The 18,967-nt window shown below is 62.5% G+C and carries 11 protein-coding genes; 8 read left to right on the top strand and 3 right to left on the bottom strand.

All coding sequences use genetic code 11. The features are described from left to right. Positions 1–4: 4 nt before the first annotated feature. The 3 genes from fucO (at position 5) to ACESSC_RS01150 (ending at position 4,038) form a co-directional block, all read left to right on the top strand. Entirely contained in the window at positions 5–1,171 is a 1,167-nt protein-coding gene (fucO, locus tag ACESSC_RS01140) for a lactaldehyde reductase (RefSeq protein ID WP_117634860.1), read from the top strand. A 335-nt stretch (positions 1,172–1,506) separates the two neighbouring features. Beyond that, positions 1,507–2,526, top strand: a complete 1,020-nt coding sequence (locus ACESSC_RS01145) for a M42 family metallopeptidase (RefSeq protein ID WP_373160956.1) — start codon at positions 1,507–1,509, stop codon at positions 2,524–2,526. A gap of 138 nt (positions 2,527–2,664) precedes the next feature. Next, entirely contained in the window at positions 2,665–4,038 is a 1,374-nt protein-coding gene (locus ACESSC_RS01150) for a hypothetical protein (RefSeq protein ID WP_373160906.1), read from the top strand. 8 nt (positions 4,039–4,046) lie between these two features. Here the strand turns inward: ACESSC_RS01150 and mnmA are convergent, their stop codons facing one another. Both mnmA and cysK read right to left on the bottom strand, forming a co-directional pair. After that, entirely contained in the window at positions 4,047–5,270 is a 1,224-nt protein-coding gene (gene mnmA, locus ACESSC_RS01155) for a tRNA 2-thiouridine(34) synthase MnmA (protein WP_373160957.1), read from the bottom strand. A 58-nt stretch (positions 5,271–5,328) separates the two neighbouring features. After that, a complete protein-coding gene (cysK, locus tag ACESSC_RS01160; RefSeq protein ID WP_373160907.1) occupies positions 5,329–6,267 on the bottom strand; it encodes a cysteine synthase A in 939 nt (312 codons plus the stop codon). A gap of 253 nt (positions 6,268–6,520) precedes the next feature. Between cysK and ACESSC_RS01165 the strand changes: the two genes are divergently transcribed. Continuing rightward, positions 6,521–6,949 carry an RrF2 family transcriptional regulator gene (locus ACESSC_RS01165; protein WP_117842646.1) on the top strand — a complete coding sequence of 143 codons (429 nt, stop codon included), beginning with the start codon at positions 6,521–6,523 and terminating at the stop codon, positions 6,947–6,949. Between the two features lie 133 nt (positions 6,950–7,082). On the opposite strand, the gene ACESSC_RS01170 is transcribed toward ACESSC_RS01165, so the two are convergent. After that, complete coding sequence (locus tag ACESSC_RS01170) at positions 7,083–7,448, bottom strand: phage holin family protein (protein WP_022094856.1); 366 nt, start codon at positions 7,446–7,448, stop codon at positions 7,083–7,085. 324 nt (positions 7,449–7,772) lie between these two features. Here ACESSC_RS01170 and ACESSC_RS01175 point away from each other — a divergent pair, with 324 nt between their 5' ends. The 4 genes from ACESSC_RS01175 to dnaE all read left to right on the top strand — a co-directional run bounded on the left by ACESSC_RS01175 (position 7,773) and on the right by dnaE (position 18,940). Then, positions 7,773–8,072: a YerC/YecD family TrpR-related protein gene (locus ACESSC_RS01175; RefSeq protein ID WP_006235366.1), complete on the top strand. Its 300-nt coding sequence runs from the start codon at positions 7,773–7,775 to the stop codon at positions 8,070–8,072. A 157-nt stretch (positions 8,073–8,229) separates the two neighbouring features. Next, positions 8,230–11,328, top strand: coding sequence for a PD-(D/E)XK nuclease family protein (locus ACESSC_RS01180; protein ID WP_373160908.1), 3,099 nt, complete (start codon positions 8,230–8,232; stop codon positions 11,326–11,328). A 3-nt stretch (positions 11,329–11,331) separates the two neighbouring features. After that, positions 11,332–14,958, top strand: coding sequence for a UvrD-helicase domain-containing protein (locus ACESSC_RS01185; protein WP_373160909.1), 3,627 nt, complete (start codon positions 11,332–11,334; stop codon positions 14,956–14,958). Positions 14,959–15,136: 178 nt separating this feature from the next. After that, positions 15,137–18,940: a DNA polymerase III subunit alpha gene (gene dnaE, locus ACESSC_RS01190; RefSeq protein ID WP_373160910.1), complete on the top strand. Its 3,804-nt coding sequence runs from the start codon at positions 15,137–15,139 to the stop codon at positions 18,938–18,940. Positions 18,941–18,967 lie beyond the last annotated feature (27 nt).

Below are 18,967 nucleotides of genomic sequence, written 5' to 3' on the forward strand. Positions count from 1 at the left end.
ATCAATGGCTAATCGTTTCGTTCTCAACACCATTTCTTATCATGGTTCCGGCGCCATCAAGGAGATCCCCGGTGAGCTCCAGCGTCGCGGCTACAAGAAGATCTTCGTCTGCTCCGACCCCGATCTGGTTAAGTTTGGCGTTACCGCTAAGGTGACCGACGAGCTCGACGCCGCCGGCATCGCTTGGAGCCTCTACTCCGAGATCAAGCCCAACCCCACTATCCAGAACGTCAAGGACGGCGTCGAGGCCTTCAAGGCCGCCGAGGCTGACGCTATCGTGACCATCGGTGGTGGCTCCTCCATGGACACCGCCAAGGCCATCGGCATCATCATCAACAACCCCGAGTTCGCCGACGTCCGCAGCCTCGAGGGCGTTGCTCCCACCAAGAACCACGCCGTGTTCACCATCGCCGTGCCGACGACCGCCGGTACCGCTGCTGAGGTGACCATCAACTACGTCATCACCGACCCCGAGAAGGTCCGCAAGTTCGTGTGCGTCGACACCAACGACGCCCCCGAGGTTGCCGTCGTCGACCCCGACATGATGGCTTCCATGCCCGCCGGCCTTACCGCTTCCACTGGTATGGACGCTCTGACCCACGCCATCGAGGGCTACACCACCAAGGGCGCCTGGGAGCTCTCCGACATGTTCCACTTTGAGGCCATTAAGTTGATCAGCGAGAACCTGCGCGACTCCGTTGCCGAGGCCAAGTCCGGCCAGCCCGGCTCCGGCCGCGAGGGCATGGCTCTTGGTCAGTATGTCGCCGGCATGGGCTTCTCCAACGTTGGCCTGGGCATCGACCACGCCATGGCTCACACCCTGTCTGCTCACTACGACACCCCGCACGGCGTCGCTTGCGCCATGCTGCTGCCGATCGCCATGGAGTTCAACAAGCCGGTCTGCGCCGAGCGCCTGGCCAAGGTTGCCGTCGCCATGGGCGTTGACACCACGGGCATGAGCACCGACGAGGCTGCCGACGCCGCCATCGCCGCCGTCAAGCAGCTCTCCGCCGACGTGAACATCCCGCACGTCTGCGAGGCCATGAAGGCCGACGAGATCGAGGTCCTGGCCAAGGACGCCATGGCCGACGCTTGCTTCCCGGGTAACCCGCGCGAGGCGACGCTCGACGACGTCATCGAGCTCTTCAAGAAGATTTGCCCGGCTGAGTAAATTACTCCCGTCGGCGGTCCCGGGCTTCCCTCCGGATGCGTCCTCGGACATGTAAAAGGCCCCGCTGCGCGCGTTGCGCGGCGGGGCCTTTTGCGTCCTGCGGAATGCGCCCGGAGGGAAGCCCGGGATCGCCTGCGTTCTTTTCTCAGATGCCGGGGTGCCGGAAAGGCGGGATGTGAGGGGCGCATTGTTGGATGGCGCCTTGTATCTGCTTATCGTGGCGGGCGCAGTTCTGAAGAGCTCGATGGGCCATCTCGCTAGGTAAAAAGATGGTTCGCGGTGGTATTGTTGCTGTGGGTTTAATTCGATATGAAAGGGTGACTTTGGTGTCCAAGATGGATTCTACGCTCTCCTATATTACTGACCAGTTGAAGGCGCTTACCTCGATTGCTTCGCCTACGGGCTATACCCGTGCGGCGACTGATTATCTGATGGAGACGTTGCGCGATATGGGCTTTGGGCCCGAGCGTTCTAACAAGGGCAATGTGCTCGTTGAGCTTGGTGGTGAGGGTGAGCCGCTCGTGTTGGCGAGCCATGTCGATACCCTGGGCGCCATGGTGCGCTCCATTAAGGACAATGGTCGCCTGCGTCCCACGACGCTTGGCGGGCATCAGTGGTCTACGGCCGATGGCGAGAACTGCACCGTTTACACGCGCGATGGCAATGTCTACACGGGTGTGGTCCTCAATACCGAGCCTTCGGCGCATGTGGCCGATGAGCCGGTCAAGGCCATCGAGAAGAACATGGAGATCCTGCTCGACGAGAACGTTGACAGCAAGGACGATGTGCTCGAGCTGGGTATTCAGACTGGCGACATCATCGCTATGGATCCGCGCACCACGGTGACGGAGAGCGGCTACATTAAGAGTCGCTTCCTTGACGACAAGCTGTCGGCGTCGATTCTGCTGGGCTTGGCGCGTGCCGTCGCCGCTGGCGAGGTGACGCTCTCGCGCAAGGTGTCGCTGCTCTTTACCGTGTACGAGGAGGTCGGTCACGGCGGTGCCTTTGTGCCGGCCGACACGCGCGAGATGATCAGCGTGGACATGGGCTGCGTGGGCGACGACCTGGGCTGCACCGAGCGCATGGTTTCGATTTGCGCTAAGGATTCGGGCGGTCCGTACAACTACGACCTGGTAACCACACTATCCAACATCGCGCGCGAGCTGGAGCTCGATTACGCCATCGATGTGTACCCGCATTACGGTTCCGACGTCGAGGCCACGCTCTCGGCCGGCTACGACATTCGCCATGGTCTGATCGGCCCCGGCGTGTACGCGAGCCACAACTACGAGCGCAGCCACATCGACGGCGTGCGCAATACCTACGAGCTGGTTCGCGCCTACGTTCAGCGCTAGGGGAGCAGCTTGCGACTCGGCTGACCAATCGCTAAGGCCCGATTTCTCGGGCCTTTTTTCACTTTGGGTTGTTTAGTATTATGATGTCTGTAATCTATTAACTAAACGTGTAAATTACTTAACGAGGTGATGCGGTGTATGGACACGTCTGAGTACTTGTCTATGGGTGATGCTGCCCGCCTGTTGGGCGTTACGAAAGCCCGCATATCTCAACTTGCCGCATCGGGAACGCTTGTGTGCGATATTGTGGGCGGCCGGAAGTTGGTCGAGTACAATTCTGCGCTCGCCTATCAAAAGGTCCGCAAGCGAGGACGCCGTCCTGCGGCCGATGTGGGACGCAAGTTTACGCTGATGTCGGCCGACCATGAGGTCGCGCATGTCTCATTTGATCCGACGCGTGAGTTTCCCTTCGAAATCGCCGAGGTCCTCGATGCGCAACGAATGCCGTTTGGCACATGCTCGAGCTCTTCTCCAACGGTGAATAAGCGGGAGCTCAACGCGTGGTGGGGGCATCGGTCGGTGCCCGATGTTCGTCCTGGGCTTATCTCGCGCTACCGCGAGCTGGGAATTGCCAGTGGCATTGAGGTGCCGGTTCAGTGCCTGGGTCTCTCGCTTTCGGATTGCTATTGGTTGCGGCCGGCAGAATGCGACGGGTTCGAATGGCGAAACCTCAATTACTTTGAGAACGAATTTGAGCGATCGGCGCCCGAGGGGCGTTCGGGTTGGCTGGAAGGCATCGGTCTTAAAAATCCGGATAACACGTCCGAGGGCGAGCTCCCTAAATCGTGGATGATCCGAAACGGCATTCGCGTTTTGGCTAAAGGATGCGGCGTGGACGATCAGCGTCCCTTTAACGAGGCGGTTGCAACGGCTCTGCATCGTCGCTTGCTGTCGGAGGGCGAGTTTGTTCCTTATACGGTTGAGCGGATGTTCGATGGCCCTGTGTGTCTGTGCGACGACTTTCTTGACGGCCGCGAGGAATACGTTCCGGCTGTTTACGTTAAGGGCGCACTTGGTAGCCAGCGGGGAGACTCGACATACGATCGATACTGTCGCTACCTTGGCAAGCATGGTGCCGATGAGGTCGCTGTGAGAAGGTCTATGTCGCAGATGATTGTCTGCGATGCCCTTTTGGCCAACAGCGACCGCCATTGGCGAAACTTCGGCATCATCCGTAATGTCGACACCCTGGAGATAAAACCTGCACCGCTGTTCGATAGCGGCAACTGTCTGTGGTATAACGTGCCAACCGTCTTGCTCGCGGCTGGGGAGTTTGGGTTTTCCGCTAAGCCGTTTGGGCCCGACCCTTCCGCTCAGCTGGCGCTTGCGGACTCGCTCGATTGGTTCGATTCATCTCGGCTCAACGGATTTGTTGATGAGGCGATCGAGATTCTTTCGCAGAGCGAATGGGCGACGGCGGAGGGTCGACTCGAGGCCATTTGCCGCGGCCTCGAGCGTCGCGTAATCGAGGTTGGTGCCGCTGTTGAGGTACTTCGACACATGCAGCGATAAACCCACGGCTACTTAAGTGCGCCGGTCACGGTACCGCCGCCCAGGACGATGTCGCCGCGATAGACTACAACGGCCTGGCCGGGGGCGATGGCTCGTTGCGGCTCGTCAAAAGTTAGCAGCATTTGTCCGCCGGCGCCACGTGTAAGGGTTGCTGCCTGGTCTTTCTGACGGTAGCGGTACTTGGCGCCCACGCGGATGCCGCCGGCGTCGAGCTCCGCCTCCATGTGGTCGGCGGGGGCGCTCCAGATCCAGTCGTTGGCCGTGAGCGCTGTGGCCGCCAGGTCCTCGGCCTCGCCCAGATGCACGGTGTTGTTGGCGGCGTCGACGCCCGTTACGTACACGGGATGCGCCATCGCAACGCCCAGGCCCTTGCGCTGGCCGATGGTGTAGCGCAGCGCGCCGTTGTGGCGCCCGACCACGCTGCCGTCGCGCCACACAATGTCGCCCGGTGCGGCGGGATGTCCGCAGCGGCGCTCGATATAACCCGCGTAGTCACCGTCTGGAATAAAGCAGATATCCTCGCTTTCGGCCTTCTTGGCGTTGGTAAAGCCCTGCTCGGCGGCTACGCGGCGCACGTCGCGCTCTTTGTCTAGGCCTGCCAGCGGAAAGATCGTGTGTGCCAGGCGTTCCTGCGTAAGCGAATACAAAAAGTAACTCTGGTCCTTTTTGGGATCTTCGCCGCGATGTAGCTGCCAGGTGCCGTCTGCCGCCTGGCTTGTTTTGGCGTAATGTCCCGTTGCGATGTAGTCGCAGCCCATGTCCAGCGCCGCATCGAGCAGCGCGCCAAACTTAATGTGGCGGTTGCAGATAATGCACGGATTGGGCGTCAGCCCCTCCTGGTAGGCGTTCACAAAGAGCTCGATCACGTTGCGGTCGAAGGTCTGCTGCAGGTCGAGCACATGGTGCGGAATGCCTAGGCGCTCGGCGACGGCCTTCGCGTCGGCGATGTCGCGGTCGACCTTACTTATGCCCGTGACGGGATCGGGTGCGGGGCAGGTGAGGCGCATGGTGGCACCGACACATTCGTAACCCTGACTTTTGAGCAGATACGCGGTCACGCTGGAATCGACGCCGCCGCTCATGGCGACGAGCACGCGCTTATTGTGCATGGGGAGGTTCTCCTTGGTGGCATGTGGCCAAAAAAGAAAAGCGGCGCGGGAGGCTGGTTCCGCGCCGCAGACATTGTAGCAAGTTCGGGCGTCGTGTGGGACACCCTGTTGGGATGAGCTCAGGCTGCCAGAAGCGAGGGAAGACCGGCGTGCCTTGGACTCGTTTTAAGAACGAGAAGCTCTAGTCCTGGAACAGTGCCGTGGACAGGTAGCGCTCGCCGGTGTCGGCAAGCAGGGCCACGATGATCTTGCCCTCGTTCTCGGGGCGCTTGGCCAGCTGCAGTGCGGCCCACACGGCGGCACCGGACGAAATGCCCACGAGCACGCCCTCCTTGTGGCCCACGGCGCGGCCGGTGGCAAAGGCGTCCTCGTTCTCGACGGGGATGATCTCGTCGTAGACCTGGGTGTCGAGGACGTCGGGCACAAAGCCGGCGCCGATACCCTGGATCTTGTGCGGGCCTGCCTGGCCCTTGGAGAGCACCGGGGAGGTGGCGGGCTCGACGGCGACGACCTTAATCTCGGGGTTCTGCTCCTTGAGGAACTCGCCCACGCCGGTCACGGTGCCGCCGGTGCCAACGCCGGCGACGAAGATGTCGACCTGGCCGTCGGTGTCATCCCAGATCTCGGGGCCGGTCGTGGCCTTGTGGATGGCCGGGTTCGCGGGGTTCACAAACTGGCCGGCGAGTATGCTGTTGGGGGTCTCCTTCTGCAGCTCCTCGGCCTTGGCGATAGCGCCCTTCATGCCCTTGGAGCCGTCGGTGAGCACGAGCTGCGCACCGTATGCCTGCATCAGCTTGCGGCGCTCGACGGACATGGTCTCGGGCATGGTGATGATCACCTTGTAGCCGCGAGCCGCCGCCACCGAGGCGATGCCGACGCCGGTGTTGCCGCTCGTGGGCTCGATGATGGTGTAGTCACCGCCGCGCACGAGCTTGCCTGCCTTCTCGGCCTCGTCAATCATGTTCTTGGCGACGCGGTCTTTAACGGACCCGGCGGGGTTGAAGTATTCCAGCTTGACGAGCACGCGGGCCTTGAGGTCCTCATCGGCCTCAAAGTGGGTGAGCTCCAGGAGCGGGGTGTGGCCGATAAGCTGATCGATGGACGTGTAAACCTTGCTCATGATGAACCTCCAAAGTGTTCAAATGACTGGATACCGTGTGGTTTTACGGTGCGTCTAGCAGCTAAACCCATAAACCTTATAGGTTGTTCGTTTAGCTGTTGGGAAGCATAGTAGACACCAAAGCCTAGTAATGCAATAGGAAATAGGAGATTATTGCAAGTTGATTAACCATCTTGACCGGAACGGGTATTTTCAAAGCCAATTTTTCGGCTAGAATTTCAACGGACTAAAAGACCGAAAGGCAGCACTATATATGTTGGTTTCTACTAAGGGCAGGTACGCCCTGCGCGTTATGGTCGACTTGGCCGAGCACCAGGCGACAGGCCGTATCCCGCTTAAAGAGATTGCGGCGCGTCAGGGTATTTCGGAGAAGTACCTCGAGAATATTCTGGCGACGCTCGTGCGCGCCAACATGCTCTCGGGCATGCGCGGCAAGGGTGGCGGCTATGTGCTCACGCGCCCGCCCGAGCAGTACACGGTGGGCGAGATCTTGCGCCTGACCGAGGGCAGTCTGGCGCCGGTCGCCTGCCTGGATGGCGACTGCAAGGGTTGCTCGCGAGCTGATGAGTGCCCCACGCTCGACGTGTGGAAGAACCTGGACAAGCTCATCAACGACTACCTCGACGGCGTGACGCTTGATCAACTTGTCGCTCCCAACCATGGCTACGACTACGTCATCTAACCCCACCTGCCATGTTGGGATGGGGTGGAAATGGTAGATTTTCTTGCCCTCTGAGACTTGGCAAATAAGAAGGCCGCCCATTTTGCGATGGGCGGCCTTTGATTTGGTCCGATGCGTCTGTGTCGGGGGCGTTCTACTCTTCGGCAATACTATCGAGGATGCTGCGCATGATGGACACTAGGATGCTGCCCATAAAGGCCGAGCCAAAGCCGGCGATGGAGATGCCGACGCCCAACAGGTTGACCGACAGGTAACTGGCGAGCTCCAGCATAAAGCTGTTGAGCACGAGCTGGAAAATGCCGAGCGTAATGATCGTGAGCGGCAGCGAGATGACCGTGAGGAACGGCTTGACGAACGAATCGACGATGTTGAGGAACAGTCCCACAAAGGCAAAGCAGACCCAGGCCTCGGCAAAGCCGAAAGGTTGGATACCGGGGACGAGGAACGTGGCGATCGCGATGGCGATCGAGGTGAAGAGCCAGTTAAGCATAAAGCGCATGGCATGAATCCTTTCTTGCGCCGGGGTTGCTGGCGTCGCGTGAAGCGGCTGGTGGCGGCGACTTGATGGTTGCGCGGGCGCGCCGCGGTGTTTGGGCGCCCATTGTCTCAAATATTCGTGGAGCTTACGTGCGCATTCGGTTTCTAAGCGGCGTTCGTCCTGAAAAACGTGCCGCTGACAGAGAGTCTTGTCGCTTTAGTTTAGTGGTGTGCTACACTGCTACGGGCAAATGCTCCATGCATTAGTTTTATTGCATAGAACGGGCGAACGATGCCCGATGTCAGTATCAACTTCGATGCCTTTTGGCGGGTTTGGCGGTGATCGATGAATATCGAGAACATGTTTGACAAGCCTGATGTCAAGCAGCTGGTCCACGCATTTAGTCTTTTGGACGACGAGAACGATATCCAGGCGTTTTTAACCGATATCTGCACACCGCGCGAGATCTGCGATCTTTCTCAGCGCCTGCAGGTCGCGCGCTATCTGGATGAGGGCGAGCCCTATGTTGAGGTTCAGGCCCGCACCGGCGCTTCGTCCACCACGGTGAGCCGCGTGTCCAAGGCGCTTAATGGCGAGTACGGTGGCTATCGCAAGATCCTCATCAAACTGGAGGATGGCGAGTAGGCCAGCGGCGACAAACGAATTGCGCAGAACCGTCCCTTCGGGGGCGGTTTTTTGATCCCTCGGGGACGGAGGAAATCTGTTGGCGTGGGGCAAATCTGTCCGCGTGGGCGGGTAGGATGGATGCATTGATTATTGCGAACGGTTTGAGTGGAGGACCATGCCTGTTCGAATCTATACCACTAATGCCGGCACGGATTTGAGCGATGCCGAGGCGGCGCTGCTGGCCGACCTGGTTGCCCGCCACGGGCGCGCCGTTCTGTTGGCGCCCTCGTTTGCCGAGCTCGACCTGTGCCGTCACGATGCTGCGGTTGCTGGCGCCTCGCTGGGCGTTGACTACAAAACCCCCGCGTCGTGGCTTCGTTCGCTGTGGGAGCTTATGGGCGATGGCCGCGGCTTCGTCGACAACATGCAACGCCAAATGCTGTTCTCGGACATGATCGCCCGTCGCGACGATACCGACCTGCAGCCGCTTTCGCGCAGTCGGGGCACGGTGCGCATGCTCGCGCGCATGGCCCGCGATGTGCTGCCGGGCGTAGCGGGAACGGGTGCCGAGCGCTGCTGCGGCGACGTTTGCCAGCCCGATCCCAAGAGCGACGCCGAGGCTCGCGTGTTCGAGCTGTTGAGCGCCTATGCGAGCGGCTTGGACCGTCGAGGCATGGTCGAGCCCTGCGAGGCGGCTGACCTTATGGGCGAGGTGCTGGCCGACAACCTTCCGGCGTGCACCCGCGCCGTCTGCGTGCGCGGTGTCACGTCGTTTACACACGGCCTGCTCGAGTTGCTGTCGGCCGTGGCGAACAATGGGGGAGAGGTCGTTGTGCTGCTTGCCCGCGAGCAGGCGGCAATGCGCGAGGAGCTTGCCGCGGCATTTGATGCCCGCGGCGTGCTGTTTGAGGCCGCGCCGCTGGGGGAGGGTGCCGCCGCGTCTGATGCCGCTTGCGGGACCGCCGCTCAGCCTACCTTTGTAGAGGTTGCCGGCCCTCACGCCCGCGCCCACGCCTATGTGGATGCAATCGATGAGCTGGTAAAAACGTGTGAGGACGCCGAGGTCGACGGCAGCGTCGCGGCGTCCGCGGACCCCGCCCGCGTGCTCGTGGTGTCTGCCCGGGCGCCCCAGCTGTTTGGTGAGCTCGCTGCCCGTTTGGCGGCGCGTCATATTGCGGCCGAGACAACCGAGTTCACGGCATTTTCCCAATCCATCGCGGGCAGGCAGTTCACGGCGCTCGTCAATCTGATTGAGCGCATGAAGGCCGCCGATGAGGGCATGGCGTCAAAGACCGAGTGGTGGCCCGCGCCGGAGCTTACCGACTGGATTTACAGTCCGCTTTCGGGTGCCGATGCCGCCAGCGCGTGCACCTTCGACAAGAACATGCGCCTGTCGCGCGGCAAGACCACCTCGGCCGTCAAGAGCCTGCTGCAGAGCGTGCAGGGCCAGGTTAGGGGCACGCGCAAGGCTGCCAGTGGTGAGAACTGGTTTAAGAACGTGCCGTGCGTGGCCTCGGACGTGTTCCAGGCGCTGTGGCGCGACAAACCCGTGACGGCGCTCAAGGCAATGCTCGCCGTCGCCGAGGCGTTGCCCGATTGCGCCCTTGGAGGCCTTGACGGCCAGGCCCGTCGCCAGGCAGAGACGGCTCTGCTGCGCCATGCCATCGAAATCCTTATGAACGATGCCCGCGCGCTCGACGTGTCGCAGGCCGCGACCGTGCCCGTGCTCGACGGCGTCCGTACCAAGGTGGACAAGCGCAGCACCGCATACGATTACGAGACCTACGAGGTCGACCGCGCGCCGCGCGCCCAGGTGCGCTTTGCGTCGCTTGCCGATGCGGCAGCCCTGCGCCCCGACAGCTACGATGCCGTGCTGTTTGCCGACGTCGACCTGGACAGTTATCCGCTCTCACATGAGGAGGGCCCGCTAGCTACGCTGACGGCCGAGCTGGGGCGCAGCGGCGTGACGCTTGAGCCCGCGGCCCTGCTGCGCGTGCGCTTTGGCCGCGCGATGCAGGCGGCACGCGGCCCCGTTGTGCTCGCCCGCGTGACCCACGATCGCCAGGCGCGCGAGTGCTATCCGGCTGCCGTGTGGACCGAGTTGCGGGCGCATGCCGAGGCCGCTGGCGCCGCCAAGGTTGCGCGCGTGGGCGAGGGCGGTATCGTCGCCGATTTTGATCCAGCGGCCGGCGAGGGCATCGAGTACAAGCGCGTCGCGTGCGAGGCTCCTCAGCATTTGAGTGAGGCGGCTGTGCCGTACCTGATCCTGCGTCGCCGCGATGGCGAGGGCGAGAACGCGCCGCTCGTGCCGCGTCTGACGTCCGCCTCGCAGATTGAGGCGTACTCGACGTGCCCGCTGTGCTGGTTCGTGTCGTATCGCGTGAAGCCTCAGTCCATCGACGCGGGCTTTGGAAATATGGAGAAGGGCAACTTTGTCCATGACGTGCTGGAGCACTTGCATGCACGTCTTCCGCAGGAGGGCATGGAGCGCGTGACGCCCATGAATCTGCCGCGCGCGAAGGAGCTGCTGCACGAGGTCTTTGCCGAGACCCTGGCCGAGCACGCCGGCAAGCGCGGTACCGAGGGCCCGCTGGTGCCGCTCTCTCCAGTGGAGGAGCGCCAGGCGGCCGAGATCTTGCCGCAACTGGAGGGCGTGCTCGCCTACGAGTCCGAGGCGCTCGCGCCCTTCGCGCCGCGCTACCTGGAGTTTGCGTTCAACGAGCTCCAGGTCGAGTATGCCGGCTGGCCGCTCGGCGGGCGCATCGACCGCGTGGATGTGGACGCCGAGAACCGCGCTGTGGTGATTGACTACAAGCATCGTTCGGGTGTCGAGGAGTTTAAGCTCGCCGACCCCACGGTGCGCGACGAGGAGTCGGGCGAGGCCCCCATCGACGATCCGCGCTGGCTGCCACCCCATACCCAGACACTCATCTACGCGCAGGCCATGCGCCGGGCGCTGGGTCTAGATGCCCGTGCGGCGCTCTATTTTTCGACCAAGGGCGGCAAGCCCGCACTGCGTGGTGCCGCAAGTGCCGAGTTGCTCGAGGAAGAGCGCGGCGACGGCCGCATTCCGGGCCTTAAGAAGGGCTTTCCGGGCGAGGGCGGCAACATGGACTTCGATGCGCTGCTCGACCGCGTGGAGGCCGGCATCGCCGAGCGCTTGCGCGAACTCGAGGCGGGCATCGTCGCCGCTGTCGACCCGACGTCGGCGCAAGCCGCGCATGCGCGCTGCTCGTATAACCACGAAGGAACGTTTGTAAGGAGGGACGTGTAGGCCATGGATCTTTCGACCTTGATGCCGCAACAGCTGCAAGTCGTCAAAACGCTCGACCGCCCGCTGTTTGTCTCGGCAGGTGCCGGCTCGGGCAAGACCTTTACCCTCACGCGCCGCATCGTCTATGCGCTCTCGCCCGAATCCGGTCCGTTTGTCGAGCATCTGGACCAGGTGCTCGCCATTACCTTTACCAAAGACGCCGCGGCCGAGATTCGCGACCGCGTGCGCCGTGCGCTTATCGAAGAGGGTATGGACGAGGAGGCCCTGACCGTCGACGACGCTTGGATCTCGACCATTCACGGCATGTGCTCGCGTATCCTGCGCGCGCATGCGCTGGAGCTGGGCATCGACCCCGAGTTCACGGTGCTTACCGATACCGATGAGCTTATGGATCAGGCTGTCGAGCATGTGCTGGGGCGCGCGACGGCGCCCGATGCCGCGCCCGAGCTCGCCACTTCGCTTAAGGCCCTCTACGCCTGGTATCCCATGGCGGGTGAGGGCGGGACGTTTGGCGCCGGTACCACCATCAAAGTCCTGGTGCGCGACTTGCTGGAGCTATCGAGCCAGCTTCCGGGCGGCATGGACGATGTGTGCGTGGCGCGCGGCCAGGCCGACACCTCGGCGCTTGCCGATGCCTATCGTGCGGCGCTGGGCGCAAGCAAGGCCACGACCGAGAAAGCGCAGGTGGCACTCGACGCCATCGACGCGTTTGAGGCGAGCGGCAAAACCATGGAGGATGCGGCGCGACTCATGATGTCGTGCAGTATGCCTCGGGCGAGCAAGGCGTTTCCTAAGGAGCAGGTGGAGCTACTCAAGGCCGAGGCCGCCGATGCGTTTATCAATATCGTGCTTGCCTGCGGCGGCCCGGCGCTCGATGCGCTGGTGGGGCTTGCCCGTGCCGTAGAGGCGGAGTACCGTGCGCTCAAGGCCGACCAGTCCGCGCTCGATAACAATGACCTGCTGCGCATGGCGTACGAGGCGCTGCGCGACTACCCGGCTATTCGAGCTGCCTATGAGGGCCGCTTTAAGATGGTCATGATCGACGAGTTCCAAGATACCGACCAGATGCAGGTCGATCTGATTCGCTATTTGACGGGTGCGGGCGAGCGCGCGCTGTGCACCGTGGGCGATGCGCAGCAGTCGATCTATCGCTTCCGTGGCGCCGAGGTTGAGGTGTTTCGCCGCCAGGAGCGCAAGGTGGGCTCCTCTGCTGCGCCCGAGACGGCTGTCGCATCCGATGCCCCCGCCGGCGAGCTCGTCAAGCTTGTCCGCAACTTCCGCAGCCACGACGAGGTGCTGCGCTACGTGGCGCGCGTCTTTGACGGCGACACCGGTGGTTTGATGCAGGGCTTTTTGGATCTTGAGGCGAGCGACGGCCGTAAGGACACGCTGGTGGCGGACGCCTCGCGTCGCCAGGCCCTCTTTGTTGCCGGCGGCAGTACGCAGGAGCGCACGCAGGCCAAGGCCCGTGCGATCGCCGAACGCTTCCGCGCGCTTGCCGATGCCGGCCAGCCCCAGGGCGGCATGGTGCTGCTGCTGGGCCGCATGACCAACGCCGACGTCTATGCGCAGGCATTCCGCGACCAAGGGCTCGACTGCGTGATCGCGGGTGGCTCGGTCTTTGCGCAGGCTGCCGAGGTGCAGACGGTGCGCGCCCTGGTTTGTGCGCTCGCCAACCTGGCCGATACGGCGCAGGGCCTTATGCCGCTGCTCGCCTCGCCGATGTTTGCGCTCGGCGCCCAGGAGTTCCTGGCGCTGGCGACCAAGCTCGATAGCGAGACGGGGGAGACCTCCCGCCGGAATATCGACGCGGGCATCATGAGCGATTCCGATGTGCCGGGCCTGCAAGACCTGCCGCTCGTGACGCGCGCCCGCGAGGTGCTGCGCTACGCGCTTCGTCGCGTGGGACGCGATTCGTTCGCCGCCATCGCGCGCGATGTGGTCAATGCCTCCGGCTGGTTCGTGCGTCTGGCGCAGCGCGGCCCCGAGGGCAAGGCCATTGCCGCCAACGTGCTCAAGGCGCTCGACGCCGTGGCCGAGGCAGAGGCCGAGCTCGGCAATTCTCCGCGCTCCATCGCGCTCGCCTTCGACCGCTTCTTGGCGGGCAAGGAGGCCCCGGGCGCCCTCAACGAGGAGGGCGACGGCGCGGTGCGCATCATGACCGTGCATGCGTCCAAGGGCCTGGAGTATCCGGTCGTGGCGGTTGCCGAGTGTTTTGGCGTGCGCAAATCGTCCGGTGCGGCACAGATGGGTCGCGTCGAGGGCGGAGCGCAAGTCGTGGCGCTGCCGGCGCGCTTCGATGGCGTTAAGCTTGCCGACGGAACCTTCGTGAAGGGCGATGACGTCAAAAAGCAGTTTGAACACGCGTTTAAGGGCAAGGGCACGTCGCTGTGGCTGCCGCCAGAGCTTATGGAGGACGTATGCGCGACGGGCTCTCCCGCCGAGGCATTTGCCCGCCTGCGCAACGACGACCTGCAGCTTTCGCTCGAGGAACGGGCCCGCTTGCTCTACGTTGCCATGACGCGTGCGGGCGAGCTGGTGATCTTGGCGATGGACGCCGGCGTGAGCCGTGGCAAGGTGACGGCGCCGACCTTCGATGTCGAGACGGACCTGACCTACGACGTCCTGCGCCGCATCCTGCCGACCGACAGTCTGGACATGCCGCAGCTCGATAGCGACCGCCTGGTGTTCGACAACTCCCAACCGGGCGACTACGAGCTCATTTCGCTGACGGACTTTACGTTTGGCGAGCAGGCGTTTGAGGCCAACGCTTCGCTGGATGTCGAGGGCAGGCTTGTTCGCGGCGATGTCGATGTCGCTGATAATGCTGCGCGCTCAACTGTGCCCGGTCCTGCCGACCCCAAGCCCGATTCGTTTGAGCTTGTGTATCCCCAGGCAGTGGGCGTGCGCATGGGCATCTGTCCGTATCCGATGCGTGATTCGTATAGCTACGCGTCAATCGCCGCGGCGCTCCATGCCGAGGCGGAAGACCGTGCCGCCGAGGCTCGTGTTCCCATGGACGAGTCCGGCGATGATGCGGAGTCGGATGGTTCCGAGATGACGGATGCAGACGTGGCCGCCGTCGAGCCCGTTGGCAACCCCATGGCGCTGGGCTCGGCCTTCCACGCTGCCTGCCAGTGGCTCATCGAGATGTGTGCCGATGCGCTGCCCGCTGAGCGTGCCGAGGCCCTGGCTCGCCTGTGGCACCTGACGCCGGAACAGCGCGAGCGCTTCGATGTCGCTCTGGATCGCTGGCTCAAGTCGGCGGTCCGTGCCGAGCTGCTTGCCTGGCCGTGCGTTCGTGCCGAGGTACCGTTCTTCTCGCTGGGTTGCGAAGACGAGGACATTGCCCGCTACGGTGCATATGCCGAGGGCGCCATCGATGCACTGGCCACCGACCCGGCCGATCCGTCGTGTGCACTGGTCATCGACTACAAGACGGGTGGCACGCCGGACGAGACGCCGGAGCAGCTGCTCGAGAAACACGCCTTGCAGGCGCGCGTTTACGCCGACGTTCTGCACAAGGCGGGCTTTGAGGTCGTGACCGTCAAGTTCGTTCGCGTGGAGCGGGCGAATCCAACCATCTTCGTCGAACCCGCCGAGCCTCAGGTGGTCACCTACAACCTCTAGTCCTCAGATAACTTGCGGTGGAATACGGACTGTTTTGGTCAAAAAAGCCGCCAAACAGTCCGCATTTCACCGCAACTGCAAGAGGAGCCGTGTGGGTTTGGGCTAGGTTCGGGTGCCGTCCGCGCTGTGCGGTAGAATCGTAACCCTAAGATCACGAACCCGCATCGGAGCTCATCACATGGCATTCGTCCATCTGCACAACCACACTGTCTTTTCCATGCTCGACGGCGCAACCCGTATCCAGGATATGGTCAACCGTGCCGTTGAGCTGGGCATGCCCGCCGTGGCCATTACCGACCACGGCTACATGTACGGCGTGCCCGACCTGGCGCTGGCCTGCGACGCCGTCAACCACAACACGCCCGAGTACAAAACCTGGAGCCACGACAAGGCCTTCCTGGAAAAGGACCGCCGCGACGAGCTGGTGGAGCCCGATCCCGAGGAAAACCCGCGCGAGCATGCCCAGTATGTGAAGGACATGGCCATGTGGGACGAGAAGGGCAACATCGACGAGCTCAAGCCGCCCCTGGTCATCAAGCCCATCTTTGGCTGCGAGGTCTACTTTACGCCGGACGAGACCCTTGCTCGCGACCACAAGCCCGAGCTCTACCACATGATCCTTCTGGCCAAGGACCAGGAGGGCTACGTCAACCTGATGCAGACGGTTTCCGAGGCCGCCGTGCAGGGCTTTTACTACAAGCCGCGCGTGACGCTCGACAACCTGCGCCGCCACGCCAAGGGCATGATCTGCACGAGCGCCTGCATCGCGGGCATCATCCCCAAGTACATCGACCGCGGTGACATGGAGGGCGCCATCAAGTGGGCCGAGACCTTCCGTGACACCTTCGAGCCCGGCGACTTCTACATCGAGATCCAGGAACACGGCATCACCACCGACAACGGCCTGACCGACGAGCAGATGGACCGCACGCTCATCGACATCGCCAAGCAGGTGGGCGTCAAGGTCATCGCCACCAACGACTTCCACTACCTGCGTCGCGAGGACGCGCCCGTGCAGGACGTCATCATGTGCATTGGCATGAACGCCAAGGTCGACGACCCCAACCGCATGCGCATGACCGGCTCGGAGTTTTACATGAAGACCGAGGAGGAGATGCGGGCGATGTTCCCGTATTGCCCCGAGGCCTGCGACAATACGCTCGAGATCGCCGACAAGTGCTACGTTGAGCTGGACTGGGACTCCATCATCCTGCCGCGCTTCCCGTTGCTCGATCCCGGCGAGACGCACGAGAGCCAGTTCCGCCGCGAGTGCGAGAAAGGCCTGCGCCAGCACTATGGTGACGACTGGGCCACGCGCGAGATCGGCGGCGTCAACATCAAAGAGCGCTTTGAGTACGAATACAAAGTCATCTGCGACAAGGGATTTGCCGCCTACTTCTTGATCGTCGCCGAGTACGTGCAATGGGCCAAGGACAACGGCATCGGCGTCGGCCCCGGCCGTGGCTCGGCCGCCGGCGCTATCGTCGCCTACGCCATGAACATCACCGCGTTCGACCCGCTCGAGAACGGCCTGATGTTCGAGAGGTTCCTGTCCCCGCAGCGTACCGAGATGCCCGATATCGATATGGACTTCGACGATGAGCGGCGCCTCGAGGTCGTGGAGCACGTTCGCCAGCTCTATGGCCCCGAGAAGGTCACCCACGTCATCACCTACTCGACCATTAAGGCCAAGCAGGCCATCAACGACGCCGCGCGCGTCCTGGACTACCCGGTCTACATGGGCCAGCGCCTGTCCAAGATGGTCTCGAGCGACCCCAAGGTCAAGCTCAAGCAGGTGCTCGAAAAGCAACCCGGCAAAGAGGATCTGTTTAACCCCGATTTTGCCGAGGCCTATAAAAAAGATGACGACGCCCGCCGCATCATCGACACGGCGCTCTCGATCGAGGGCCTCACCCGTGGCGAGGGTGTGCACGCGTGCGCCGTTCTGATCTGCCGCGACCCCGTCAACGAGCATGTGCCCACCAAGCTCGATACCAAGGGCGGCGTCGAGATTACCCAGTACGAGGGCCATACCGTTGCCGACATGGGCCTGCTCAAGATGGACTTCCTAGGCCTGCGCACGCTGACGGTTATCTCTAAGGCCAAGGCCAACATCAAAAAGAACTTCGGCATCGACATCAAAGAGGAAGAGATTCCCTTTGACGACCCCGAGATCTTTAAGCTCATGGGCTCCGGTCACACCGCCGGCGTCTTCCAGGTCGAGTCCGCCGGCATGACGGCCACGATCAAGAACATGAAGCCCACCGAGTACAAGCATGTCGTGGCATTGATCGCCCTGTACCGCCCGGGCCCGCTGGGCGCCGGCATGGTCTCGTCCTACATCAACCGCATGAACGGCAAGGAACCGGCCGTCTCCTACGACGACCGTCTGGACGACATCCTGGGCGAAACCTACGGCACCATGGTCTACCAGGAGCAGGTTATGCTCATCTCCGTCGAGATGTGCGGCTTCTCCAAGGGCGAATCGGACTCGCGTATCCGTAAGCCCGTGGCTAAGAAAAAGATCAAACTGCTCACGTCGACGGTGCTCCACTGGGAGGATGGCTCGGACGAGACCACCTACGACCACTGGATGAACGGCGCCATCAAGAACAACTACACGCGCGAGGTCGCCCAGAAGATTTGGGACGATGTTCTCGAGTTCGCGTCCTACGCCTTTAATAAGTCGCACTCCGCCGGCTACGCCATCCTGGTTATGCAGACGGCGTGGCTCAAGGCGCATTATCCGCACGAGTACATGGCGGCCGTTCTGACGTCCTATACGGGCAAGACCGACAAGATCGTGCATTACGTCTCGGCGTGCCGTCACGACGGCATCCCCGTGCTTTCGCCAGATGTCAACGAGTCCGGTACCGAGTTCACGGCTACCAAGGAAGGCGTGCGCTTTGGTTTGGCTGGCATCCGCGGCGTGGGCACCGGCGTGGCGCAGGCGATTATCGCCGAGCGCGAGGCGGGCGGTCCGTTTAAGACGCTGCACGACTTTGTCGAGCGCGTGGACTCGAGCCAGGCCAACCGCCGTGTGATCGAATCGCTCATCAAGGCAGGCGCCTTCGACTCCACGGGGTATCCGCGTCGCCAGATGATGCACTTTGTGGATAAGAACAACCCTGAGAACATCATCGATGCCGCCGTGAAGCGCCAGAAGGATCGTGCGAGCGGCCAGACGTCGTTCTTCGATATGTTTGGCGACGTTGAGGGCTCGGGCTTTGAGGTGAGTGTGCCCGATCCGGATGGCCAGGAATGGGACCGCCACCTTAAGCTGAGCCAGGAGAAGGAGGTTCTGGGCATCTATGTCTCGGACCACCCGCTGCGCCCGTTTGAGTATGCACTAGCCAAGGCACGCGACTTCTCGTTCTCGCAGATCGATACCGGCTACGAGGTGCAAAACCCCACGGGCGGTACCATCAACCAGGAGATTCCCGAGGGCAAGGCGCTGTGGTGGGCCGGCATGGTCTCGAGCGTGTCCAAGCGCGTGACCAAAAACGGCGACCCCATGGGCATCGTGCAGCTCGAGGACATGGAAGGCGAGGCCACGGTCGTGGTGTTCCCCAAGACCTACAAGGAGGCCGAGGGGTATCTGTACGGCGAGGTCGATCCCGAGACCGGCGTGCAGCTGTCCGATGCGTTTGTGCGCATTAAGGGCAAGCTCGAGCGCTCGGACCGCGGCGACCAGATCATCGCGCAGGAGATCGTGCCGCTTGAGCTCAACGAGGAGAACAACAAGCCCAAGGTGTTTGAGGTCATGGTGCCCAACAGCCGCTTTAGCCAGGGCAATATGGCGCGCCTGGCCACGGTGCTCACCGCTAACCCGGGCGGCGACCGCGTGGAGATCTTTATCGAGCAGGTGGACGGGCGCGTGCTGCGCGCCGAGGTACCTGCCAAGGTCAACGCGCGCTCGATTCCGCTGTTGGCCGAGGCCAAGGCCATCGTCGGTAACCAAGGTCGCGTGACGGTTATCTAGGGACGGCGTTGCTGGTCCGCGCGAGAT

The sequence above is a fragment of the Collinsella aerofaciens genome (assembly GCF_964243765.1).
Lineage (GTDB): Bacteria > Actinomycetota > Coriobacteriia > Coriobacteriales > Coriobacteriaceae > Collinsella > Collinsella aerofaciens_BU.